This window comes from Micromonospora echinospora, assembly GCF_900091495.1.
Lineage (GTDB): Bacteria > Actinomycetota > Actinomycetes > Mycobacteriales > Micromonosporaceae > Micromonospora > Micromonospora echinospora.
Window position 1 is genome coordinate 1,266,817 of record NZ_LT607413.1, and the last position, 22,617, is coordinate 1,289,433.

The 22,617-nt window shown below is 71.6% G+C and carries 22 protein-coding genes and 2 pseudogenes; 14 read left to right on the forward strand and 10 right to left on the reverse strand.

All coding sequences use genetic code 11. From position 1 onward, the window contains the following. Positions 1–52 precede the first annotated feature (52 nt). The 3 genes and pseudogenes from GA0070618_RS05610 to GA0070618_RS05620 form a co-directional block, all read left to right on the forward strand. Positions 53–619 (forward strand): annotated as a pseudogene (locus tag GA0070618_RS05610) (GtrA family protein); the annotation flags it as partial. Positions 620–873: 254 nt separating this feature from the next. Next, the gene (locus tag GA0070618_RS05615) at positions 874–2,028 is read left to right on the forward strand and encodes a MaoC/PaaZ C-terminal domain-containing protein (protein ID WP_197701721.1); all 1,155 of its coding nucleotides are present in this window, start codon (positions 874–876) and stop codon (positions 2,026–2,028) included. 98 nt (positions 2,029–2,126) lie between these two features. After that, the gene (locus tag GA0070618_RS05620) at positions 2,127–2,726 is read left to right on the forward strand and encodes a signal peptidase II (protein WP_088980688.1); all 600 of its coding nucleotides are present in this window, start codon (positions 2,127–2,129) and stop codon (positions 2,724–2,726) included. Positions 2,727–2,759: 33 nt separating this feature from the next. On the opposite strand, the gene GA0070618_RS05625 is transcribed toward GA0070618_RS05620, so the two are convergent. Both GA0070618_RS05625 and GA0070618_RS05630 read right to left on the reverse strand, forming a co-directional pair. Then, positions 2,760–3,332: a PH domain-containing protein gene (locus tag GA0070618_RS05625; protein ID WP_088980689.1), complete on the reverse strand. Its 573-nt coding sequence runs from the start codon at positions 3,330–3,332 to the stop codon at positions 2,760–2,762. 116 nt (positions 3,333–3,448) lie between these two features. Beyond that, positions 3,449–4,324 carry a biotin--[acetyl-CoA-carboxylase] ligase gene (locus tag GA0070618_RS05630; RefSeq protein ID WP_088980690.1) on the reverse strand — a complete coding sequence of 292 codons (876 nt, stop codon included), beginning with the start codon at positions 4,322–4,324 and terminating at the stop codon, positions 3,449–3,451. A gap of 111 nt (positions 4,325–4,435) precedes the next feature. Between GA0070618_RS05630 and GA0070618_RS05635 the strand changes: the two genes are divergently transcribed. Then, the gene (locus GA0070618_RS05635; protein ID WP_088980691.1) at positions 4,436–6,019 is read left to right on the forward strand and encodes an acyl-CoA carboxylase subunit beta; all 1,584 of its coding nucleotides are present in this window, start codon (positions 4,436–4,438) and stop codon (positions 6,017–6,019) included. A gap of 141 nt (positions 6,020–6,160) precedes the next feature. On the opposite strand, the gene GA0070618_RS05640 is transcribed toward GA0070618_RS05635, so the two are convergent. Together GA0070618_RS05640 and GA0070618_RS05645 are read right to left on the reverse strand one after the other, a co-directional pair. Continuing rightward, entirely contained in the window at positions 6,161–7,030 is an 870-nt protein-coding gene (locus GA0070618_RS05640; protein ID WP_088980692.1) for a hypothetical protein, read from the reverse strand. Next, positions 7,023–7,523 carry a SigE family RNA polymerase sigma factor gene (locus tag GA0070618_RS05645; protein WP_088980693.1) on the reverse strand — a complete coding sequence of 167 codons (501 nt, stop codon included), beginning with the start codon at positions 7,521–7,523 and terminating at the stop codon, positions 7,023–7,025. Before GA0070618_RS05645 ends, GA0070618_RS05640 begins: the two co-directional genes overlap by 8 nt. A 105-nt stretch (positions 7,524–7,628) precedes the next feature. Between GA0070618_RS05645 and GA0070618_RS34550 the strand changes: the two are divergent. Further along, a pseudogene (locus GA0070618_RS34550) lies at positions 7,629–7,962 on the forward strand (GNAT family N-acetyltransferase); the annotation flags it as partial. 79 nt (positions 7,963–8,041) lie between these two features. Here GA0070618_RS34550 and GA0070618_RS05655 read toward each other — a convergent pair. After that, positions 8,042–8,785: a M50 family metallopeptidase gene (locus GA0070618_RS05655; RefSeq protein WP_088980694.1), complete on the reverse strand. Its 744-nt coding sequence runs from the start codon at positions 8,783–8,785 to the stop codon at positions 8,042–8,044. 112 nt (positions 8,786–8,897) lie between these two features. Between GA0070618_RS05655 and GA0070618_RS05660 the strand changes: the two genes are divergently transcribed. After that, positions 8,898–9,449 carry a Uma2 family endonuclease gene (locus tag GA0070618_RS05660; RefSeq protein ID WP_088985310.1) on the forward strand — a complete coding sequence of 184 codons (552 nt, stop codon included), beginning with the start codon at positions 8,898–8,900 and terminating at the stop codon, positions 9,447–9,449. A gap of 319 nt (positions 9,450–9,768) precedes the next feature. Here the strand turns inward: GA0070618_RS05660 and GA0070618_RS05670 are convergent, their stop codons facing one another. Together GA0070618_RS05670 and GA0070618_RS05675 are read right to left on the reverse strand one after the other, a co-directional pair. Continuing rightward, complete coding sequence (locus GA0070618_RS05670; protein ID WP_197701722.1) at positions 9,769–10,026, reverse strand: hypothetical protein; 258 nt, start codon at positions 10,024–10,026, stop codon at positions 9,769–9,771. 102 nt (positions 10,027–10,128) lie between these two features. Next, a complete protein-coding gene (locus GA0070618_RS05675) occupies positions 10,129–12,078 on the reverse strand; it encodes a serine/threonine-protein kinase (RefSeq protein ID WP_088980695.1) in 1,950 nt (649 codons plus the stop codon). 92 nt (positions 12,079–12,170) lie between these two features. On the opposite strand from GA0070618_RS05675, the gene GA0070618_RS05680 reads away from it, so the two are divergent. From GA0070618_RS05680 to GA0070618_RS05705, 6 genes are all read left to right on the forward strand, one after another. Further along, positions 12,171–12,392: an acyl-CoA carboxylase subunit epsilon gene (locus tag GA0070618_RS05680; protein WP_088980696.1), complete on the forward strand. Its 222-nt coding sequence runs from the start codon at positions 12,171–12,173 to the stop codon at positions 12,390–12,392. Positions 12,393–12,512: 120 nt separating this feature from the next. After that, a complete protein-coding gene (locus tag GA0070618_RS05685; RefSeq protein WP_088980697.1) occupies positions 12,513–12,977 on the forward strand; it encodes a hypothetical protein in 465 nt (154 codons plus the stop codon). Then, positions 12,974–13,963, forward strand: a complete 990-nt coding sequence (locus tag GA0070618_RS05690) for a hypothetical protein (protein WP_231931616.1) — start codon at positions 12,974–12,976, stop codon at positions 13,961–13,963. Before GA0070618_RS05685 ends, GA0070618_RS05690 begins: the two co-directional genes overlap by 4 nt. A gap of 403 nt (positions 13,964–14,366) precedes the next feature. Then, positions 14,367–15,461, forward strand: a complete 1,095-nt coding sequence (mycP, locus tag GA0070618_RS05695) for a type VII secretion-associated serine protease mycosin (RefSeq protein ID WP_231931617.1) — start codon at positions 14,367–14,369, stop codon at positions 15,459–15,461. Positions 15,462–15,607: 146 nt separating this feature from the next. Beyond that, positions 15,608–16,261 carry a Maf family protein gene (locus GA0070618_RS05700; RefSeq protein ID WP_231931618.1) on the forward strand — a complete coding sequence of 218 codons (654 nt, stop codon included), beginning with the start codon at positions 15,608–15,610 and terminating at the stop codon, positions 16,259–16,261. Positions 16,262–16,313: 52 nt separating this feature from the next. Further along, complete coding sequence (locus GA0070618_RS05705) at positions 16,314–16,967, forward strand: O-methyltransferase (RefSeq protein ID WP_088980698.1); 654 nt, start codon at positions 16,314–16,316, stop codon at positions 16,965–16,967. A gap of 97 nt (positions 16,968–17,064) precedes the next feature. On the opposite strand, the gene GA0070618_RS05710 is transcribed toward GA0070618_RS05705, so the two are convergent. Next, entirely contained in the window at positions 17,065–17,820 is a 756-nt protein-coding gene (locus GA0070618_RS05710; RefSeq protein WP_088980699.1) for an ABC transporter permease, read from the reverse strand. An 18-nt stretch (positions 17,821–17,838) separates the two neighbouring features. Then, positions 17,839–18,798, reverse strand: coding sequence for an ATP-binding cassette domain-containing protein (locus GA0070618_RS05715; protein ID WP_088980700.1), 960 nt, complete (start codon positions 18,796–18,798; stop codon positions 17,839–17,841). A 200-nt stretch (positions 18,799–18,998) separates the two neighbouring features. On the opposite strand from GA0070618_RS05715, the gene GA0070618_RS05720 reads away from it, so the two are divergent. Continuing rightward, positions 18,999–20,750 carry an acetyl/propionyl/methylcrotonyl-CoA carboxylase subunit alpha gene (locus GA0070618_RS05720; RefSeq protein ID WP_088980701.1) on the forward strand — a complete coding sequence of 584 codons (1,752 nt, stop codon included), beginning with the start codon at positions 18,999–19,001 and terminating at the stop codon, positions 20,748–20,750. A 166-nt stretch (positions 20,751–20,916) separates the two neighbouring features. Here the strand turns inward: GA0070618_RS05720 and GA0070618_RS05725 are convergent, their stop codons facing one another. After that, positions 20,917–21,813, reverse strand: coding sequence for a LysR family transcriptional regulator ArgP (locus GA0070618_RS05725; RefSeq protein ID WP_088980702.1), 897 nt, complete (start codon positions 21,811–21,813; stop codon positions 20,917–20,919). 69 nt (positions 21,814–21,882) lie between these two features. On the opposite strand from GA0070618_RS05725, the gene GA0070618_RS05730 reads away from it, so the two are divergent. Then, a complete protein-coding gene (locus GA0070618_RS05730) occupies positions 21,883–22,488 on the forward strand; it encodes a LysE/ArgO family amino acid transporter (RefSeq protein ID WP_088980703.1) in 606 nt (201 codons plus the stop codon). Positions 22,489–22,617: the final 129 nt, after the last annotated feature.

A 22,617-nucleotide genomic window follows, 5' to 3' on the forward strand; every position in this document is an offset into this window, starting at 1 on the left:
ATCCCGTCCGGCCAACAGGCCGGAAGCCACGACCGACCTTAAGGTGTTCCGCATGCGTCTTGTTCGCCTCCTGCCCGAGCGCTGGCAGAAGTTCGTCCACGAGGCGCTCAAATTCGGCATCGTCGGTGGCATCAACACCGTCATCAATTACGCGGTGTTCAACGCACTGGCACTCACCGTGTTCTCCGACGGCCAACTCAAGGCCGCGGTCGCCGCGACGGTCGTCGCCACCATCACGTCGTATCTGATGAATCGGCACTGGACGTACCGGGATCGACCGAGATCGGCGATGCGTCGGGAGTATGCCCTTTTCTTCCTTTTCAACGCGACCGGTCTGCTCATCGAACTGGGCGTCCTGGCCGCTGCGAAATACGGCCTCGGCGTGACCGGCCTGCTCGCGCTCAACGTGGCGAAGACCGGCGGTGTCGTGCTCGCCACGCTGTTCCGGTTCTGGTCGTACCGGACCTTCGTCTTCCAGCCCGTTCCGGCCACCGACTCCACCCCACAACGGGAGGAGCACGAGACGGTCGCCGAAATGGATCCGGTGGCCGAACTCGCCGAGTCGGTCACCGAACTCGAGCAGGCCCAGCCGGAGCCGACCGCACCACCCGAGGTCCGGCCACGCCCGACGCTCCGGCCCCGCTCGCGGGTCGCGCCGAGCCCGACCGCGGGCCCCGGTCGGGCGGCCAAGCCGCGTCCGGCCGGCGTCGGCGACCCGTTCCCGCCCCGGACGACCGGCGCGGAGACCCGACCCGGCCCCACCCCGCTGGAGCAGCTCACGCCGCTCGACCCGGGGCTCGTCGCGATCGACAGCGAACTGGAAGCCGACCTCGCCGCCGAGCTGCACGCCGTGTCCCGGCGTGCTCCGCGCCGGTGAGCGCCGAACCGGTCCGCTCGGGGACCGGGGCCTCAGCCGAGCTGTTCTTCGAGGACCTCACCCCGGGCCGTTGGTTCGACCTCGGCATGCTCACCGTCGACGGGGACGAGATGGTCGCCTTCGCCCGACGGTTCGACCCGCAGTGGTACCACGTCGACGAGGAGCTGGCCCGGCAGAGCCACCACGGCGGCCTGATCGCCAGCGGCTTCTACACGGTCAGCCTCTTCATGCGGGCGTACGTCGACCACGTGCTCTCCCGCGCGGCGGCCGACGCCTCCCCCGGCCTGGAAGAGCTGCGCTGGCTGGCTCCGGTACGGGCCGGCGACCGCCTGGCGGTACGCCTCGACGTCATGGGGAGCAAGCCCTCCACCGCCCGTCCGGGGCTCGGCACGGTCACCCTGAGCGGCACGATGCTCCGTCTCGACGTGGAGGGACGCCCGGAGTGCGAGGTGCTCCGCACCCGGTTCCGTGGCTGGTTCACCCTCCGAGACCAGGACGACCCCGACGACGTCACCGAACCGGACAGCGTGGTCGACGGGGACGAGCCACTGCCCGACGACCCGAATCCGGTCGCGGTCACCACCGGTCCCGATCCGATGGCCGGCGCCGCTCCGGCCGCCGGCCCCGATGCCGTTCCCGCCCCGGGGGGCCATCCGGCCACGGTCGCGGCCAGCCGAACCGGCCCGTTGCCGGTGCTGGCGACCGACGCCCGGCCGTCCGGTCCACCGGTCTCCGGTCCACCGGTCTCCGGTCCACCGGTCTCCGGTCCACCGGCCCCGATCGGCGCGCCCGTCTCCGCGCCACCCCTGCCCGGTGGAGCGCCCGCGCCCGTCTCCGCGCCGCCTCTGCCCGGTGGGCCTGCCACGCAGGTCGGCGCACCCGTCTCCGCGCCACCGCTGCCGGACGGGCCGCCCGGCGTGCCCGGCCGGATGGTGGCGTCGGCCAGCTCGGTCGACGCCCCCACCGCGGTTCTGCCCGGCCCGGTGGTCTCCGCCCCGCCGGCACCGACGGGGCCGACGGGCCGGTACGGTCTGGACGCCCCCACCGCCGTCATCCCGGCCGCCCGCGACCCGCACGACCACCCCGACCCGTCCCACCTGCACCATTTGCCGGAGGCCACCCGAGGGTCCACGCCGCCGGAGGCCATCTGAAGGCGCGTGACGCCGGCCGCCGGTCGGCGGGCGCACCCTCAGGTCGGGGCGTCTGACGACGGTCGGCGGAGTCCCGATCGCGTGAGAGACTTGCCGGGATGAGCGAGCAATCCGCGACCGACGAGTCGCCACCGGTCGCCGGTGACGCACCGGCCCCCGCGCCCCGGACGCAGCGGTGGACACGCCGTGCTCCCTGGCTGGCCGGCGGCACGGCGCTCGTCGTGGTCGTCGCCGACCAGCTCACCAAGCTGTGGGCCGAGAGCAGTCTCACCCGGGGCGAGCGGATCCCGGTGCTCGGTGACGCGCTGGGCATCCAGCTCATCTACAACCCCGGCGCGGCCCTGTCGATCGGCGCGGGCTCGACGTGGATCTTCACGATCGCCACGGCCATCGGCGTGGTCGCGGGCCTCTGGTACTCGTGGCGGGTGCGGTCCCGCGCCTGGGCCGTGGCCCTCGGGCTGATCCTCGGCGGGGCGACGACCCACCTCGGCGACCGGCTCCTACGCGAGCCGTCGTTCGGCCAGGGCCACGTGGTCGACTTCATCGCGTACTTCGACTGGTTCATCGGGAACGTGGCCGACATCGCGATCGTCGTCGGGGCGGGTATGTTCCTCCTCCTCACCGCGCTGGGCACCACCATGCGCCCGGAGGACGCCGAGACGGCGGAGCCGGCCGCCGTGCCGGGCGTCGAACGCTAGCCGGCCGGACACGACGGACACCCCGGGTCGGGGTCAGGCGGTGGGGTCGCGCAGCGGGTGACCGTCCCGCATGTCGGCCAGGATGTCCCGCATCTCGCCGTCGCCCAACGAGTGCCGGTCGTGGTGCGCCTCGGCCAACTCGTACAGCCGGGTCTGCACCTGCTCGACCCGGGGCACGTCGACCAGCACCGACTGACCGCGCTCCCCGGCCGACTCGATGGTCAGCGTGCCGCAGCCGAAGAACCGCTCGACGAACCGCTGGTTCATCGAGTGGTCGTTGATCCGGCCCAGCGGGATGTCCCGCCGCTCCCGGGAGAGGATGCCCTGCTGGAGCAGCACCCGTTCGGTGGTGAAGAGGTAGTGCGTGCTGCGCCAGGTCAGGTACGGCACGAGCGCGAACACCACGGCCAGCACCACGGCCAACCCGGCGACCAGGTAGAGACCGATCCGGCCGGCCTCGCCGTCCGGCAGGAGGACCCAGGCGGCCACCACCGCCGCCACGCTCAGCACCAGCACCAGAACGGGTCGGACCAGGGCCTTCCCGTGCGGGTGCAGGTGGAGCACGACCTCCTCGTCCTCGGTGAGGACGTCATCGGGAAACGCCACACGAACCTCCTCGCAGGTACACCGACGCGCTGACGGTAGCCTGCCGCCGCCCGTACGCGCCGCAACCGGCCGGACGGCACGGCCGGACGTTCGTACCGGCGGCGGGAACCGCCGGCTCAGCGCAGGTGCAGGACGTCCCCGGCGGCGAGGCTCCGCTCCCCCCGCGCGGTCTCCACCAGGAGCTGCCCATCGGCGTCCACGCCGGTGGCCGTACCGGTCAGCTCCTCGCCACCGGGCAGGATCACCCGGACCGGACGACCGATCGTGCCGCAGGCGGCCAGGTACGCGTCACGCAGTCCACTGGTGACCGCGTCACCCCCGGCGGACCGCCAGCGGTCGTACCAGTCGGCGACCGCCCGGAGCAGCGCCCGCAGCAGCGGATCCCGGTCGGTGGCGGTGGCCCCGGCGAGTTGCAGCGAGGTGGCGGGCAGGCCGGTCGGGTTCTCCGGTAGCTCGTCGGCGCGGAGCGTCACGTTGAGACCGACGCCGAGCACGACCGCGGACGGCTGGGCCAGGGTGCCGCCGGGCACTGCCTCGGCCAGCACCCCCGCGCACTTGGCGTCGTCGAGCAGCAGGTCGTTGGGCCACTTCAGCCGGGCGTCCAGCTCGGCCAGCCGGATCACCGCCTCGACCAGGGCGACCCCGGCGAGCAGCGGCAACCAGCCGTACCCGGTGGTGGGAACCGGTGACCAGCCACGCTCCGGGACGGCCTCGCCGGGCCGGAGCAGGACGCTGGTCGCGATGCCCGCCCGGGGCGGCGACTGCCAGACCCGGCCGCGGCGGCCCCGCCCGGTGGTCTGCCGCTCGGCGACCACGACCAGGCCCTCCGGCTCGCCGGCCCGCGCGGCCTCGGCGACGTCGGCGTTGGTCGAACCGGTCTCCGCCCGCAGCTCCAACCGCCGCCACGGCCCGTACGGCGCGACCAGCGCGCGCCGCAGCCGTGCCGCGCTCAGCGGCGGTCGGTCCAGGTCGGTGTACGGGGAGCCCGGCATCCCGCCAGCCTACGGCCCCGTCCTCGACGCGCCGGAGAGCGGACGCCGACGACCGGGCGTGAGGCGAAGTGCACACCGGCGCGTCACCTGAACCATCGTTATATTCCGTGGGTGACTACCGAGACCGGGATCAACATCCACACCACCGCCGGCAAGCTGGCGGACCTGGAGCGACGGGTCGACGAGGCGGTGCACGCGGGCTCGGCGCGCGCCGTGGAGAAGCAGCACGCGCGGGGCAAGAAGACCGCCCGGGAGCGGATCGGGCTGCTGCTCGACGAGGGTTCCTTCGTCGAGCTGGACGAGTTGGCCCGGCACCGCTCGACCAACTTCGGCCTCGACCGCACCCGCCCGTACGGGGACGGGGTGATCACCGGTTACGGCACCGTGGACGGCCGGCAGGTCTGCGTCTTCGCACAGGACTTCACGGTCTTCGGCGGGTCCCTCGGCGAGGTCTTCGGCCAGAAGATCGTCAAGGTGATGGAGCTGGCCATGAAGATCGGCTGCCCGATCATCGGCATCAACGACTCCGGAGGCGCGCGCATCCAGGAGGGCGTGGTCAGCCTCGGCCTGTACGCCGACATCTTCTTCCGCAACGCCCGCGCGTCCGGGGTGATCCCGCAGATCTCGCTGGTCATGGGACCGTGCGCGGGTGGTGCGGTCTACTCCCCGGCGCTCACCGACTTCACCGTGATGGTCGACCAGACCTCGCACATGTTCATCACCGGTCCCGACGTGATCAAGACGGTGACCGGCGAGGACGTGGCGATGGAGGAGCTGGGCGGGGCGCGCACCCACAACACCCGCAGCGGCAACGCCCACTACCTGGCCAGCGACGAGGACGACGCGATCGACTACGTCAAGGCGCTGCTGTCGTACCTGCCGGCGAACAACCTGGACGAGCCGCCGGCCTTCCCCGTCGACGCGGACCTGACCGTCACCGAGGAGGACCGGGAACTCGACACGCTGATCCCCGACTCGGCGAACCAGCCGTACGACATCCGCCGGGTCGTCGAGCACGTCCTCGACGACGGGGAGTTCCTGGAGGTCCAACCCCTCTACGCGCAGAACATCGTGGTCGGCTTCGGCCGGGTCGAGGGGCGTCCGGTCGGCGTGGTCGCCAACCAGCCGATGCACTTCGCCGGTTGCCTGGACATCGCCGCCTCGGAGAAGGCGGCCCGGTTCGTGCGCACCTGCGACGCGTTCAACATCCCGGTGCTGACCTTCGTTGACGTACCCGGCTTCCTGCCCGGCACCGACCAGGAGTGGGACGGCATCATCCGCCGGGGCGCGAAGCTGCTCTACGCGTACGCCGAGGCGACCGTCCCGAAGGTCACCGTGATCACCCGCAAGGCGTACGGCGGGGCGTACGACGTGATGGGCTCCAAGCACCTCGGCGCGGACCTGAACTTCGCCTGGCCGACCGCGCAGATCGCGGTGATGGGGGCGCAGGGCGCGGTGAACATCCTGTACCGCGCCGAGCTGGCCGCCGCCGAGGACCCGGCCGCCCTCCGCGCCGAGAAGATCGCCGAGTACGAGGACACCCTGGCCAACCCGTACATCGCCGCCGAGCGGGGCTACGTCGACTCGGTGATCCCGCCGCGCGAGACGCGCACCCAGATCGTCCGGGGGCTACGGATGCTGCGCACCAAGCGGGAGACGCTCCCGCCGAAGAAGCACGGCAACATCCCGCTGTAGCGGCGCTTGGCTCGCTGGGGCGGGTGTTGGGTGGTAGCAGGGGTCCCCTGTTACTCAAAAAGCGGTAACAGGGGACCCCTGCTACCACCCCAGCCCGGGCATGCACCCGCCCCTCCCCGAGCTGCCCGAAACGGCCAGTGGTCAGCAGGACGGGTTCGCGGACGGGCACATCCGGGTGGCGGCGACCCGGGCGAGCCGGCGCAACTCGTCGTCCGGCGTGGAGCTTCCCGGCACGATCACGGTCACCAGATCCCCGACCCGGACGATCGCCAGGCTGGTCGTCGACCGGGATACCTCGCCGAGCGGCTCCCCAGTGGCCCGGTCACGGGGTTGGGACACCGAGTGGCGCAGCAGGGCTGCCTCGTCGCCGACGAAGTCGCGGTCCACCAGCGCCCAGTTGTGCACCGCCTCCGCGTTGATCGTCCGGCCCCGCCATTCGATCGGGCCGACCGAGCGCCACGCGGCGCACGGGGCAATGAGCTGTTCCAGACCCCGGAAGAAGCGTCCGGCCACCTCGGGCGTGACCCGGTAGATGTCCTGGCCGACCAACAGGTCGCTGGGAGGATGGTCGTAACCGTCCGGGCGGTCCCGAAGGATCGCCTGCGAGCGGGACCAGAGCGACGTCTCCCACCGCGTCGACTGGCCCTGGTCCGTCCGACAGGCCCCGAGGTGGTCGTCGAGGCGAATCGACTCGCCGAGATCCGACGCGGTCAGCGGCGGCTCGGACTGCTCCCGTAGGTCGGCCGGTTGCAGCAGCGCCTCCAGCGGGATCTCCCCGCTCGGACCCGGATCCATCACCGGTACGGCAATCGGGGGTGGTGCGGCTCCGTCCGTCGGACGGAGCACGGCGGTGGTCCCTCCCACCACCAGCACCAGGGCGACCGCCGCCCCGGCCACCTGCCGGCGGGCCCGCCGTCGGGCGCGCGCCCGGATCTCCGCCGGCTCCGGCCAGCGGACGGCCGTCAGGTCGACCGCGAGCCGGTCGGCCAGGGTGGGCTCGTGCTCACGCATCGGCGGCCTCCTCCAGATCCGGGACGGCGAGCAGTCCGGCGAGCGCGGTACGCCCCCGGGAGAGCCGGGCCTTGACCGTGCCGACCGGGGCGTTGGTCTCCCGGGCGACCTCGGCGACCGGCATGCCGAGCAGGTAGTACAGGGCGAGTGCGGTGCGCTGCTCCTCGGGGAGCCGGCGCAACGCGGCCACCACCTCGACGGTGTCGGTGTTCGGGGCGGGAACGGCCTCGATGGCCCCGTGCCGCAGGTACGCCCGGGCGCGGCTGCGCAGGCTACGCCAGCGGCTCACCGCGATCCGGCTGGCGACCACCCGCACCCAGGCCTCCGGGTCGTCGTACCGGCCGACGGTCGACCAGCGCTGCCACGCGCGCACGTACGCCTCCTGGACCGCGTCCTGGGCCTCGGCGAGGTCGCCGGTGAGCGCGTAGACGAATCCGAGCAGCCGTTGCCGGCTCCCCCGGTAGAACTCGTCGAACCCGTCGACGTCGGGCACCTGTCACCTCCCGTGGCCACTCCCAGGTGACACGCGCCCGGACACCGGCACGGTTGCCGGTCGACGCCGGAAAATGACCCGCGCGCGGGCTGGCGTACCGGCACGATGCCGGACATGCCGACCGACCGTGTCATCCGTCCGTACGGTCCGGACGACTGGGCGGCGATCGCCCGGATCCACGATGCCGCCCGGCTGGACGAACTCCGGCAGGGCGCCGACGTGGCCGCGCTGTACGTGGACCCGGACCGGTACCGGCAGGGGCACGGACGCACGTTGCTGCGGCACGCCCTGGCTGCGGCGGGAGACCGTCCCGTCGAGCTGACCGTCCTGGTCGGCAACGAGGGTGGGGCTCGCGCTCTACCTCGCCGAGGGCTTCCGGATCGTGGCGACCAGGACCGGCCGGCTGGCCGGCAACGAGAAGTTCCCCGCCACCGGGCATGGTGCGACCGGGTCCGGCCTGAGTCCCTCCGGTCCGGCCCCGGCGGGCGGATGCCGCCGCTCCAGCCGGCCCGCGCCGCTCAGGGGGTCAGGCCGGCCTCGGAGAGCACCGGGCCGGCGAGCAGGGCCGCCCCGACCGCCAGCGTGACCAGGTTGACCAGGGCGAAGAACGTCACCCAGAAGAACGCCGGGAACGGGGTCAGTCCGGCGAGCTGGTCGGCGTCGGACGCGGGCATCCGCCCCCGGCCGCGCAGCCGTTGCAGCTCCACCACCGGGCGCACCCCGCCGAGCAGCAGGAACCAGACCCCGGTGTACGCGAACGCCGCCTGCACCTGCGGCGACGCGTACCAGGACACGGCGAGCACCAGCCCGCCGGTGACCACCAGCGACACCACGCCGAACGCGTTGCGCACCATCACCAGCATGGCCAGCAGCAGCGCCACCGCCACCCAGAGCAGCAGGGTGATCCGGTTGCCGCCGAGCAGCCACGCCCCGGCGAGCCCGATCAGCGGCGGGGCGACGTACCCGGCGAGCAGAGTGAGGATCATGCCGGGGCCGGTGGGCCGCCCGGCGGAGAGGGTGAGCCCGGAGGTGTCCGAGTGCAGCCGGATGCCGTGCAGCCGGCGGCCGGTCAGCAACGCGGCCAGCGCGTGGCCGCCCTCGTGGGCGATGGTGATCGCGTTACGGGCGACCCGCCAGGGCAGCCGGGTCGACACCACGACCAGCGCGACGGCGGCGGTGGCGAGGACGAGCCACGGTGGCGGGTCGGGTTGCGCGCCGAGGAGCCGGTCCCACAGGCTGCCCAGTCCGTCGATCGGCGTCATGGGCCGGCAGCCTACCGCCTCCGCGCACCCCCACCACCCCGCCGCTTCCCGGTCCAGGCCGGCTGACCATGGGAAACTGGCCCGGTGACGACCCGAGTTGGAGGTGACCGGGATGACCGCAGCACCGCTTGAGCCGCACGTCGGCCCGTGGACCGAGGCGGAGTACCTCGCCATGGCCGAGACCCCTGACCGGATCGAGCTGCTCGACGGGAGCCTGATCGTGAGCCCTGCCCCGAGTAAGCGGCACCAGTTGGTTTCCCGGCGCCTGGCGAACATCCTCGAGGCTGCCGCGGAGCAGCAGGGACTCGTGGTGTTCGAGGCGGTCAACGTCCGGCTGGGCACGGATCGGATCGCGATCCCCGACCTGGTCGTCGCGGACACCGACGACGAGGGCTCGGTGGTGGAGGCCGCCGAGGTCACTCTGGTCGGGGAGATCGTGTCGCCCGGAAACGCCGCCGCTGACCGGGTGCTCAAGATGCAGCTCTACGCGATCGCCCGCATCCCCTGGTACCTGCTGGTCGAGCCGGAGGGCGACAGCCACACCCTGCGGCTGTTCCGCCTGGACGGCACGCACTACGTCGAGCATGCCGTGGCCAAGGCCGGTGAGCGCCTGGCCCTCGCCACGCCCTTCCCGCTCTCGCTCGACCCGGCATCCCTGCGCTGAGCTCGGTTCGCTCTGCGACGGGTGCCGAGCACCCTCCGGTAAATCTTCAACCCCGGGCGCGCTGCCGGCCGGGGCCGCGGTCTGGAGCTTCTGGCAGTACACCGACTCGGGCAGCGCCTCCGGCATCAACCGTGGCGTCGACCGTAACCACTGGAACGGTGATCGCACCCGCCTGATCGCGCTGGCGAACACACCCGCTGATCCGTACCGCCAGTCCCCGCGCGGGACTCATGGTGGCAACTGGCCCCCAGGAGGGCCGAAAGCCACCACGGTCCGGCTGCCGCCAACATGGTGTTCCCGGCTCGTCGAGCTTTCCGCGTCAGGCTTCCCGGTGCCGGGTGACCGGCACGGTGACCGGGACCGAGACACCCTCGGCGGCGGACACGCTGTCCGGTACGGACGCGCCACGCCGCAGCACCATCCGGCCGCCCACCACGGCGGCGGCGATGGCTACGACGCTGACCAGGGCGACCAGCGCCGAAATGCCGACACTCGCGAGGAGCAGGACGGTGTCGCCGAGGGCGACGAGCATCCACAGTGCCACCGAGGACTTCGTGACCTTCCGTCGGTAACCCATCGGTCTACCTCCTTCCGTCGTCACGGATGAGGTACCCCGATCGACGGAAAGTCATGCGAACGAATGTCACACCGGCACGATTCCCAGGGCTGGGCAGCCCGATCAGTCCTGTCGGTCGGGCTTGAAACCCTTCGCGATCAGGTCGAACTCGTCGAGGTTCTGCTCCCACTCACTGGCGGCGACCTCCCAGCGGATGGCGTACCCCCGGTTACTGGCCGTCACGAAGCCCCGGTTGCGGACGTGGATCCGGGTGCCGTCCCGGGTCTCCAGCCACTCCCAGTCCGCGCAGGTCTTCCAGAAGTCACACCGCTCGATGCTGAGGTACTGGTAGTCCCGGACGTAGTTCTTGCGGGCCGGCTCGAGGCGCTTCCAGTCCGCGTACGCGTCGGACTTCGGGCTGGGCGTCCACTGGACGAGCAGTTCGCCCACGCCGTCGGCCTGGTCGAAGACGACCGTGCTATTTCCGACGTCCCGGCGGACCCAGCCCGGCGGCAACGGCAACTCGAAGCCGTACCGGTCCTTGTGCATCTTCCAGCCGGCCGGCAGCGTGATACCCCCGGAGGCGCTCGGGCTGGGCGTGGGGCTGGGCGGCGGCGTGGTCGGCGACGCCGGGGCCGACGCGCTCGTCGGCGCGGTGGACGGCTGACCGGTGGCACCGGTCGTACCGCCGGTCTGCGGGCCCGGTCCGGGGTCGTCGGAGTCGTCGTTGAGCAGCGGCACGACGAGCACCACCGCGAGCAGCAGCACCGCCACCAGCGCACCGATCAGCAGGTTGCGGCGGCGGTTGTCCGGCTTCGTCGTGGACGGCGGCGGCACGGCGGCCCGTCCGGGCGTCGACGCCGGTGGGCTTACCGGGGCCGGCATCACCGCGGTCGGATTTCCCACGGGTGGCGTCACCCTGGTCGGCGGCTCCGCAGGCGTACCCTGATCGGCCGGCACCACGGCGGTGGGCGCGGCGTCCGAGGTGGACGCGGCGTTCTCCGGAGCGGCGACCTTCGCCGTCGCGTCGTCACCGGAGCCGGTCACGTCGGACGTGGTGGCCTTCACCGTGGCATCGCTGTCGGCGGCACCGACGGCGGCAACACCCGCGACTGCTGCGGCGGACGAGGAAGCCGACCGGTCGCCGCTCTGCTCGGCGGGCCGTGGGCCGGGCACCACCGGAGGACGTGGCTCCCGGGGACCGTTCGGGCCGGGACGGCGTACCCCGTCGAGCAGTGAGATCCCCCGGCTGCGCTTGCCGCCCGCGCGGCGCAGCATGCGCTCGGCCACCTCGGCGTCGATCCGCTCGGTCGGGTCCTTGCGGAGCAGTCCGTTGAGGACCGGCTTCAGTGGACCGGCGTTCTTCGGTGGCGGCATCGGCTCGGTGGCCAGCGCCGCCAGGGTGGCGATCGCCGACGGTCGGGCGTACGGGGACTTGCCCTCCACGGCCGCGTAGAGCGTCGCGCCGAGCGACCACAGGTCGGCCTCCGGGCCGGCCGTGCCGTCCCGGGCCCGCTCCGGCGCGATGTACGCGGGCGAGCCGAGCACCATGCCCGTCCGGGTCACGTTCGGGTCACCGGGGATGGTGGCCAACCCGAAGTCCGTCAGCACCACCCGGCCGTCGTCGCCGAGCAGCACGTTGCCGGGCTTCACGTCCCGGTGCATCACGCCGGCCTTGTGCGCCGCCTTGAGCGCGCCGAGCACCCCGAGACCGATCTCGACGGTGCGGGCCACCGATACCGGACCGTCCTCGGCGAGGGTGTCCTGAAGCGACTTCGACGGGACGTACTCCATGACGATCCACGGGTCGCCGTCGGTACGCAGCACATCGAAGATGCGGACGACGTTGATGTGGTTCAGTCGGGCGATGGCTCGCGCCTCCCGCAGGGAACGTTCCCGCATCTCCCGACGTTCCTCGTCGGTGAGGCTGGGCGGCGGGACCAGTTCCTTGATTGCCACGTCGCGGTGCAGCACCTCGTCGCGCGCCTTCCAGACCCGACCCATGCCGCCCTGACCGAGCGGCGAGATGAGCCGGTATCGGTTGGCGACGAGTTGGGGAAGCGCGTTCGACATTGCCGAGACGGTACCCGGAGCGGTGGACCCTTACACCGCCGGCACGCCACTATGCGGGATAGGTCAACTCGACGACGCGTACCCTTGACAACATGTCTGCCGACGAGCCTCAGTTCCGGGTGGTTCGGGGAGTCCCCACCGCCGAGGAGTTGGCCGCCCTGGTGGGCGCGATCCTCGTCCGGTCCCGCCCGGCCTCCGCACCCGCCCCCGCCGTCGCCTCCGTCCCGTCCACCTGGGCACGCAGCGGCCGACCGGGCACCGCGACCCCCGCCGCCGGCCCCGGAGCATGGCGCACTTCTGGCCTGCCGCACTGACGAAGCGTATCGATGCATTGACATAGAGTGACCAGATCCACCGCGCGTGGGACTGCCCGCCGCCGCACCGAGCGATTAGCCTCACTCAGGGGCACCGGGCTGTGACGGGCGGGAGGGCCGATGATCCCTGAGGAAGACCTCGGACCGAAGTGGCTACGCGACTACGGCGACATCGAGGCCGACATCCGCCAGATGCGGGAGTTCGCCACCCGGCTGGAAGCCGAGGTACGCCGTAACTACGCGCCCCACCTGGCGTACATCGCGGACGACATGTCGGTGAAACTGCCCGACCCGTGTGACGCCTTCATCGAGCTGGTCCATTTTCTTACCGCACATCAGCAGGTCCAGCAGGACTCGACGAACCGGGTCTACGACGTCGCCAGCTACACCGGCGGCCTCGCCCACGCCGCCGGCACGATCAGTCAGCGGTACGAAGGCAGCGACGCGTTCGCTAAAGCACAGGTCCAGGACGTCGAACGGGCGCTGCGCGGCGGGCAGATGCCAGCCCCCGGTGACCCGCTTCCGCCCCCACGCGCCGCGCCGGATCCGGCCGGTGCGCCCACCTCGCCGGAGGTACTGCCATGATCGACCCTGGCGGTGGCCCAACGGCCGGCCTGACCAACTGGCACAACATGGACGTGGCAACCATGTGGGCCACCATCCAGGACCACCAGACGGACAACCACTGGCGGCAGGTCGCCGGCTGGCGCAAGACCAGCGAGCTGGCACAGACCCACCTGAGCCGGCTCCGGGAGTACCGACGAGGGCTTGCCCAGGCGTGGCCGCCGGAGAAGAGCGCCGCCTCGCGGACGTATCTCGCCGAACTGGACCAGCTCATCGACACCGTGCAGCAGACGTACGACGCTGCGGTCGCCAACTACACGGCGCTCTCCGCCGCCACCAGCGCCATCGGCAGCACCCGCACCGAACTGAAGAAACTCCACGACCGGTACGCCGAGAAGGTGCGGCTCAAGCAGGCGTACGAGACAACGCTCGACCAGCGTCCGCTGCACCGGGCCGGACGGGCCACCCCCGCCCGACCACCGGTCACCGATGCCGAACTGGAGCAGTTGAACGGTCAGGCCCGCTCCCTGATGTACGGCCTCAGCGGCGAACTCCAACAAGCCCAAGCCATGCTCAAACCACCCCCTCCAGCCCCAGCACGACCAATCCGCCAAGACAACAACCCCGATGTGTATGGGGCTGGCTCAACACCAGTCATCCCACCGATCGTGCCGGTGCCGCTGCCGCCCTCCGGTTCGAGCGGCAAGGCCAACACGTCCAAAATGGTGACGCGGCCCGCGCCAGCGCCGACCGCTCATGGTTTAGGTCCGGTCCTCGGTGGGACTAGCCCCAGCGTGACGCCGCCGCAGATGAACCCGGCGATGCCTCCAGCGCAACCAGCACTTCCGGGCATCAATCCTGCGGCAGTGCCTCTTCCCCCGCTGTCCAGCCCTTCACCACAAGTCCCCCAGACGCACCGGGTAGGGGCAGTGCAGCCGGTCCTGTTGGCAAGCACCATGCCGGCGGCACCCCGACCGGACCTCGGCCGATGCCACCAGGTGGATTAATTGGTGGGCCTCCGAGCATGGGGCTTGGTCAGCCTGCTCCCGGAACCCCTGCGCCACGCAGGGTAAACCCGATCGGTGGCGTAATCGGCGGCGGAGGCGCGGGTACTGCTCCAAGTGGTGGTGCAGGATCCCGACCTGGCTCCGGGCGGGGACCGTCGATCAGTGGCGTACACGGCATGGGTCCTTTTGGCGGGCCATCTGGCCCTGCCGCACAAACGGGCCGTCCAAGGCGCGGCGAACGGGACGACATGGACCCACGCCACTGGGATCCCAACAATCCCTGGGAGACCGCTCAAGGCGTCGACCCAGTGGTCCGGCCACCAGACGAGGATGGTCCAATCGACCCAGGCCCGGCGATCGGCCTTGATCGGTGATGTCACGTATCGCGCTGGCGGTGGCAGGCATGGCAGTTTTTGTTGTTCTGCCAGCCAGCCCAGCGCAAGCGGATCGCATCCGCAATGACCAGTGGCATTTGCAATTTCTCAAGGTGTCTGAGGCGCATCGATTTTCCCAAGGCGAGGGCATACTCATCGCTGTTCCGGACACCGGCGTGGACCCGCACCCCGACCTTCGCAACAATCTGTTGCCTGGTAGAGATATAACCGCCGACGGTTCTAATGATGGCCGCCGAGACCGCAACAGTCATGGCACTGCGATGGCCGGCTTGATCGCCGCGCATGGTAGAGGCTCGTCAGGTGCTCTCGGCATGGCTCCCGCAGCGAAGATCCTTCCGATCGTCTCCTCGGCTAACGAACAAAGCACGGCAGACTATCTCGCCGCAGGCGTCGAGCATGCCTTACATGAAGGTGCCGATGTAATCAGCATCTCTTCCGTTGGTGGTTCGAGCGCTCGCCTTCAAGAGGCAATCAACGCAGCTCTCCAAGCGAATGTGATTATCGTTGCCGCAGCCGGCAACCAACCCGAGGACTTTGTCGTTGGCTACCCGGCACGCCATCCTGGCGTAATTGCGGTGGGCGGGGTCGACCGCGACGGGAACCATGCTGCCATATCTGTCACCGGCCGAGAGATCGACGTGGTTGCACCAGCCACCGACATCTACAGCACAAGCTACGACGGCAAGTACGCCAAAGGAAGCGGAACGTCGAGTGCCACCGCGATCGTGGCCGGGGCGGTGGCGTTGATTCGGGCTCGGTACCCGGAACTGCCGGCGACGGAAGTCGTACACCGGCTCACCGCCACCGCCATCGACAAAGGCCCGCCTGGCCGGGACGACCAGTACGGGTACGGCGTCATTGACCTGGTGGCAGCGCTGACGGCAGACGTACCACCGCTGGCGGCGCAACCGCCGACGGCGAGCGCTCCGGCCGACGCCACGCCGACCACGACGGCGGCCGGGCCGGGGTCGGGTGGCGACGGCCCGGCCGGGTGGCTGCTCGCGACGGGTGGCCTGGCGGCTCTCGGCGTGGGCGCGGCGTGGGCGTTGGCCGCCCGACGGCGCCGGCGGACCGGCGCGGCGTCCCCACCGGCGGGTGGCTGACCGGCGGCACCCGGGCGAGATCGCACCGCCCCTGGCGGACCGGTAGTTACGACGGCGCCGGAGACGAGCGGACGGCAACGGACGCCGGCATGGCTTTCGGCGTGCCGGCGATCTGCCGCTGGCTGGGGGTGGGTACCCTCCCGGGCGTGCCGAACCAGACACTCCGCCTCGTGCTCGCCTCGGCGAGCCCCGCCCGCCGCAAGCTCCTCCAGGCCGCCGGTATCGAACCGGAAGTCCTGGTCAGTGGAGTCGACGAGTCCCAGGTCAAGACCGACCAGCCGGAGGAGTTGTGCCTGACGCTGGCCCGGCTCAAGGCCGTGGCGGTGGCCGAGCGGCTACGTCCGGCCGTCGGCGACCGGCCGTTGGTGCTGGGATGTGACTCGGTGCTCGCCTTCGACGGCGAGATCCTCGGCAAGCCGGACGACGCGGCGGACGCCACCCGCCGGCTGGAGCGGATGCGCGGTAACAGCGGTGTGCTGTACACCGGACACTGCCTGATGGACCTGACGATGGAGAGTCGGGTGGAGGCGGTCGCGGCGACGACCGTGCACTTCGCCGAGATCAGCGACGAGGAGATCGCCGCGTACGTGGCGACGGGTGAGCCGCTGGCGGTGGCGGGTTCGTTCACCATCGACGGCTTGGGCGGGGCGTTCGTCGAGCGGATCGAGGGCGACCCGGGGACGGTGGTGGGGCTCTCCATGCCGCTGCTGCGCAACCTGTTGATCGAGCTGGAGCTGAGCGTCACCGACCTGTGGACGCAGCCGGCGCCGGGCGGCCAGACGGTGACGTCGCTGCCCTGACCAGCAGCGGGTCGGGGCGGGCCGGGGCGCGCGGTTCGGCTAGCGTCCGGTCATGAGTGTGAAGTCACTGCCACTGACCGACGAGTTGCACGAATACCTGGTCGCCCATGGTGCCCCGCCGGACGAGATCGTCCGCGAACTGGTCGAGGAGACCCGGGCCGCGTTGCCGGCCGAGGCGCAGATGCAGGTCGCCCCGGAGCAGGCGGCCCTGCTGACGTTCCTGACCCGGCTGCTGGGCGCGCGTCAGGCGGTGGAGGTGGGCACCTTCACCGGCCTCTCCTCGCTGGCCATCGCCCGGGGTCTGGCCGACGGCGGGCGGTTGACCTGCTTCGACATCTCCGAGGAGTACACGTCGGTGGCCCGGCGGTACTGGGCGCGGGCCGGGGTGGACGACCGGATCGAGCTACGGATCGGCCCGGCCGCCGACGGGCTGCACGACCTGCCGCACGAGCGCTACCTGGACTTCGCCTTCATCGACGCGGACAAGGTCGGCTACCCGGTGTACTGGTCGGAGCTGGTGCCCCGGATGCGTCCCGGCGGGCTGATCGCGGTGGACAACGTGCTACGTGGCGGCCGGGTGCTCGCCCCGCAGGACGAGTCGGACCGGGCGATCGCCGCGTTCAACGACGAGGTGCTGGCGGATGTCCGGGTGGACCTGGTGATGCTGCCGGTCGCCGACGGTCTCACCCTCGCCCGGGTGCGCTGAACTTCGGCTGGGCACCGCCTTCCTCGGGTGTTTGCAGGGGCCCCCTGCTCGGCAGAAAACGACTGCAGGGGACCCCTGCTACCACCAAACCCCGCCGTCAGCGGACGCTGCGGGCGAAGGCGCGGGCCGCCCAGGTGACGGCGAGCAGGGTCAGCACGGTGATGATGCCGAGCCCCTGCCAGACCCGGTCGTTGCCGAGGTCACCGGCGAAGAGCGCGCGGGTGCCCTCGACCGCCCAGGAGAACGGGTTCCACTTGGCGATGCCCTGCAACCAGCCGGGGGCGAAGGTGAGCGGCAGCAGGATCCCGGAGAGCAGCAGAACCGGCTGGGCGACCGTGTTCATCAGCGGGGCGAGCGCCTCCTCGCTGCGTACCTTGAGCGCGACGCCGTAGGAGACGGCCGAGGTCATCAGCGCGATCAGGGCGAGCATCAGGTACGCCAGGAGCAGGTCGCCGAGGATCACGCTGAGCCCGAAGAACAGGGCCAGCAGGGTGATGATGACGGCCTGCACCAGCAGTGAGACGACGTCCCGCAGGGAGCGGCCGAGCAGCAGGGCGAGGCGGCTGACCGGGGTGACCCGGGAGCGTTCGATGAGTCCGGCGCGCAGTTCGGCGAGGAGGCCGAAGCCCTGGAACAGCCCGCCGAAGATGGCGAGCAGCACGAGCAGGCCGGGTACGAAGATCTTGTACGCATCCGCCTGGGTGGGCGCGTTCAGGGCCGGCTTGAGCAGTGGAGCGAAGAGGAGCAGGTACATCACCGGCTGGAAGACGCCGACGAAGACCCAAACCGGGTTGCGGAGCAGCAGTTGGAGCTGGCGTTGGAAGATCAGCCAGGTGTCGCGGGCGAGTTTCACGTGCGGTCTCCTAGGTGGTCAGGACTCGCGCAGCGAGCGGCCGGTCTTGGTGAGGAAGACGTCGTCGAGGCTGGGACGGTGCAGCTCGATGGAGCGCAGGTCGAGCCCGGCGCCGTCGATCCGGCGGAGGATCTGCGGAATGGTGGTCGCGCCCTCGCCGACCCAGAGCCGTAGGCCGCCCTCGTCGAGGCGCTCCAGCCGGTTGACGTAGACCTCGCCCTCGAAGAGGCGGTACGCGGCAGGTGTGTCGGCCGCGTCGAGGCCGACGACCACCACGTCCCCGGAGATCTCCCGCTTGAGTTCGCCCGGGGTGCCCTCGGCGACGATCTCGCCGTGGTCCATGATCGCGATCCGGTCGCAGAGGGCGTCGGCCTCGTCGAGGTAGTGGGTGGTGATGAAGACGGTCATGCCGTCGCCACGCAGTCGCCGGATCTCGTCCCACATGTGGGCGCGGCTCTGCGGGTCGAGGCCGGTGGTGGGCTCGTCGAGGAAGACGATCTTCGGTTCGTGGATGATGCCGAGGGCGATCTCCACGCGTCGCCGTTGACCGCCGGAGTAGGTCTTGCACTTGCGGTCGGCGTACTCGGAGAGCTGGAACGCGGCCAGGGCGCGGTCGGTACGACGCTGCGCCTCGGCCTTGCCGAGGCCGTACATCCGGGCCTGGAGGACGAGTTCCTCGCGGGCCGTCGACTCGTCCCAACTGCTGCCGCCCTGCGGGACGTACCCGATGCGGCGGCGCACCCCGGCGGGGTCGGCGCGCAGGTCCGCGCCGGCGATGGTGGCCTCGCCGCCGTCGGGTTCGATGAGGGTGGCGAGCATCCGCAGCGTGGTGGTCTTGCCGGCCCCGTTCGGACCGAGGAACCCGAAGATCTCCCCTTCGGCGACGTCGAGGTCCACCCCTCGGACCGCGTCGACCGTCCCGGCCTTGCGACCCGCCCGGGATCGGTACGACTTGCGCAGTCCTCTGGTCCTGATCATGCCTGCTCCCGCCCGTTCGTCGGTTTGGTAGTCCCGAAACCGGTTCGGTCCAGTTCAGCAGACCGGCTCCGACGGGGTGACCGGGATCCGGAGCGTAGGGATCGGGCCAGTGCGGCGTACCACACTGAGCGATCGTTAGGGTGCTCTTCCGGCGGCCGATACACTCCCGGGCAGTAGCCTCCCGGGAGGAGCCACCGAAGGTGCGCAAGGTACTCATCGCCAACCGAGGCGAGATCGCCGTCCGCGTCATCCGTGCCTGCCGCGACGCCGGCCTGGGCAGCGTCGCCGTCTACGCCGACTCCGACCGGGACGCTCTGCACGCCACGCTCGCCGACGAGGCGTACGCCCTGGGCGGCGACACCGCCGGCGAGACGTACCTGCGGATCGACAAGCTGATCGACGTTGCCGCGCGGGCCGGCGCGGACGCGGTCCACCCCGGGTACGGCTTCCTCTCGGAGAACGCCGACTTCGCCCAGGCGGTCATCGACGCGGGCCTGACCTGGATCGGTCCGACCCCGCAGGCGATCCGGGACCTCGGCGACAAGGTGACCGCGCGCCACATCGCCCAGCGGGCCGGCGCGCCGCTCGTGCCGGGCACCCCGGACCCGGTGGGCAGCCCGGACGAGGTGATGGCCTTCGCGGTCGACCACGGCCTGCCGGTGGCGATCAAGGCCGCCTTCGGCGGTGGCGGACGGGGCCTGAAGGTGGCCCGGACCATGGAGGAGATCCCGCAGCTGTTCGAGTCGGCCACCCGGGAGGCGGTGGCCGCGTTCGGCCGGGGCGAGTGCTTCGTCGAGCGGTACCTGGACCAGCCGCGCCACGTCGAGGCGCAGGTCCTCGCCGACCAGCACGGCAACGTGATCGTGGTCGGCACCCGCGACTGTTCCCTCCAGCGACGGCACCAGAAGCTGGTCGAGGAGGCGCCGGCGCCGTTCCTCACCGACGCGCAGCGCGCCCAGATCCACGACTCGGCCAAGGCGATCTGCCGGGAGGCCGGCTACCACGGCGCGGGCACAGTGGAGTACCTGGTCGGCGCGGACGGCACCATCTCCTTCCTGGAGGTCAACACCCGGCTCCAGGTGGAACATCCCGTGACCGAGGAGACCGCCGGCATCGACCTGGTCCGCGAGCAGTTCCGGATCGCCGACGGCGAGAAGCTGCGGTTCACCGGCGACCCGACGCCGCGCGGGCACTCGATCGAGTTCCGGATCAACGGCGAGGACCCGGGTCGCAACTTCCTGCCCGCCCCGGGCACGGTGACCGCGCTGCGCCTGCCGAGTGGCCCCGGCGTGCGGGTGGACACCGGCATCTCGGCCGGGGACGTGATCGGCGGCAACTTCGACTCGCTGCTGGCCAAGGTGATCATCACCGGCGAGACGCGCGCCGAGGCGCTGGAGCGGGCCCGCCGTGCCCTGGACGAGATGGTCGTGGAGGGGATGGCCACCGCACTGCCGTTCCACCGTCTCGTCGTCCGGGATCCGGCGTTCACCGCCGAGCCGTTCACCGTGCACACCCGGTGGATCGAGACCGAGTTCGACAACACCGTGCCGCCGTTCACCGCCGCCGCCGGTCCCGCCGAGGCGCCGGCCGAACGCGAGACCGTCGTGGTCGAGGTGGGTGGCAAGCGGCTGGAGGTCACCCTCCCCGCCGGCCTCGGCGCGGGTACGACCACCGCGTCGCCGGCCGCGCGGAAGCCCGCCCGACGGGGCGGTGCGGCGAAGCCGGGCGCGGCGGTCAGTGGTGACACGCTGGCCTCCCCCATGCAGGGCACCATCGTCAAGATCGCCGTTGCAGAGGGGGACACCGTTGCCGAGGGCGACCTGGTGGTGGTGCTGGAGGCGATGAAGATGGAGCAGCCGATCCACGCCCACAAGGCCGGTACGGTCAGCGGGCTCTCCGCAGACGTCGGCGCGGTGATCACGGCCGGCGCGGCCATCTGCACGATCGCCTGACCGACCACAGCCCTGTCACGTAGCAGCCCTCTCTGCGCCGCCGCAGCCCTGCCTGAGGTGGTAGCAGGGGACCCCTCCTCATCAAAAAGCGGTAACAGGGGACCCCTGCTACCACCAGGCCGAGCCTCGGCGGTGCGGGGTGGCGGGGCGGGAGTGGTGGCGGCGGTCAGCGGAGGGATTCGGCGGCCACGGCGTGCACGGCGGTGGTGAGCGCGCCCAGCACGGTCGCCTCCAGCCGCCAGTGCTGCCAGTACAACGGCACGTCCAGGTGCCGGCCGGGAGCGAGGTCGACACAGTGGCCGCCGGCCAGGTCGTCCCGGGCGAGTTGCTCGGGCACCAGGCCCCAGCCGAGCCCGAGCCGGATCGCCGCCCCGAAGGCCGGCACCGACGGGACGTAGTGCACCGGTGGGTCGAGCCGCTGCCCGGTGACGGTCTCGACGAAGCGGTGCTGGATCCGGTCCTTGCGGTCGAAGACGACCACCGGGGCTTCGGCCAGGGCCGCCGGGGTGAGCCCGTCGGTGAGGTGTCGGGCGGCGAAGCCGGGGGCGGCCAGGGCGAGGTAGCGCATCGCGCCGAGTGGTTGGGAGCGGCAGCCCTGCACCGGTTCGCGCTCGGCGGTCACCGCCGCCGTCACCGTGCCGTCGCGGAGCAGCCGCGCGGTGTGTTCCTGGTCGTCCTGGCGCAGGTCGAACGAACAGGACAGGTCCGTGGGCAGGCGGGCCAGGGCGGCCGGGAACCAGGTGGCGAGCGAGTCGGCGTTGACCACCACGGCGACCCGGACCCGCTCGCGACCACCGGCCAACGGTGCGCGGGCCTCGGCCAGTGCCTCCTGTTCGAGCAGCGCGACCTGCCCGGCGAGGCGCAGCAGTGGCTGCCCGGCGGTGGTGGCCCGGCACGGCTTGGCCCGTCGGACCAGGACCTGCCCGACCGCCTCCTCCAGGGCCTTGATCCGCTGGCTCACCGCCGACGGGGTGACGTGCAGCAGGGCGGCGGCGGCCTCGAAACTGCCCTCCCCGATGACGGCGGCGAACGTCCGGAGCTGGGCCGGGTCGAGACCACTCATTAGGAGATCTTAACAATACGCAAAAACATTAATTGGACTTAAGGGCAGCCCGGCTCCTAGCCTCGCTTCGTGTCCGCCGTACTCACTTCGACCGTCGCCGGGTTCTCGGTCGCCATCGCGCTGATCGTCGCCATCGGCGCGCAGAACGCGTTCGTCCTCCGCCAGGGTCTGCGCCGGGAGCACGTCGTGCCGGTGGTGGTCACCTGCGCCGCGTCCGACGCGCTGCTGATCGTCGCCGGGATCGCCGGCCTGGGCACGGCGGTGGCCGGCCGGCCGGGGCTGCTCACCGCGATCCGCTGGGGCGGGGCGGCGTTCCTCCTCTGCTACGCCGCCCTGGCCGCCCGCCGGGCGCTGCGTCCGGGCCGCCTCGTGCCCACCGCACGGCCACCCGCCACCCTCCGGGCGACCGTGCTGGCCTGTCTGGCCTTCACCTGGCTGAACCCGCACGTCTACCTGGACACCGTGCTGCTGGTGGGCGGGATCGCCCAGCAGCACGAGCACCGGTGGCTGTTCGGGGTCGGTGCGACGTCCGCCAGCGTGGTCTGGTTCACCGCGCTCGGCGTGGGGGCGCACCGGCTCGCACCGCTGCTCGCCCGTCCCGCCGCCTGGCGGGTGCTCGACGGCGTGGTCGCGGTGGTGATGGTCGCGTTGGCGGTGGCGCTGCTGCTGGGGTGACGCGCCACCGTCCGCGTCGCCGAGTCGCCACCGCACGGGTCACCGAGCCGCAGCACGCGGGTCACCGAGCCGCCACCGCACGGGTCGCCCACCGCGCCGACCGGCGGGACCGGCCGCGAACAGGAATGA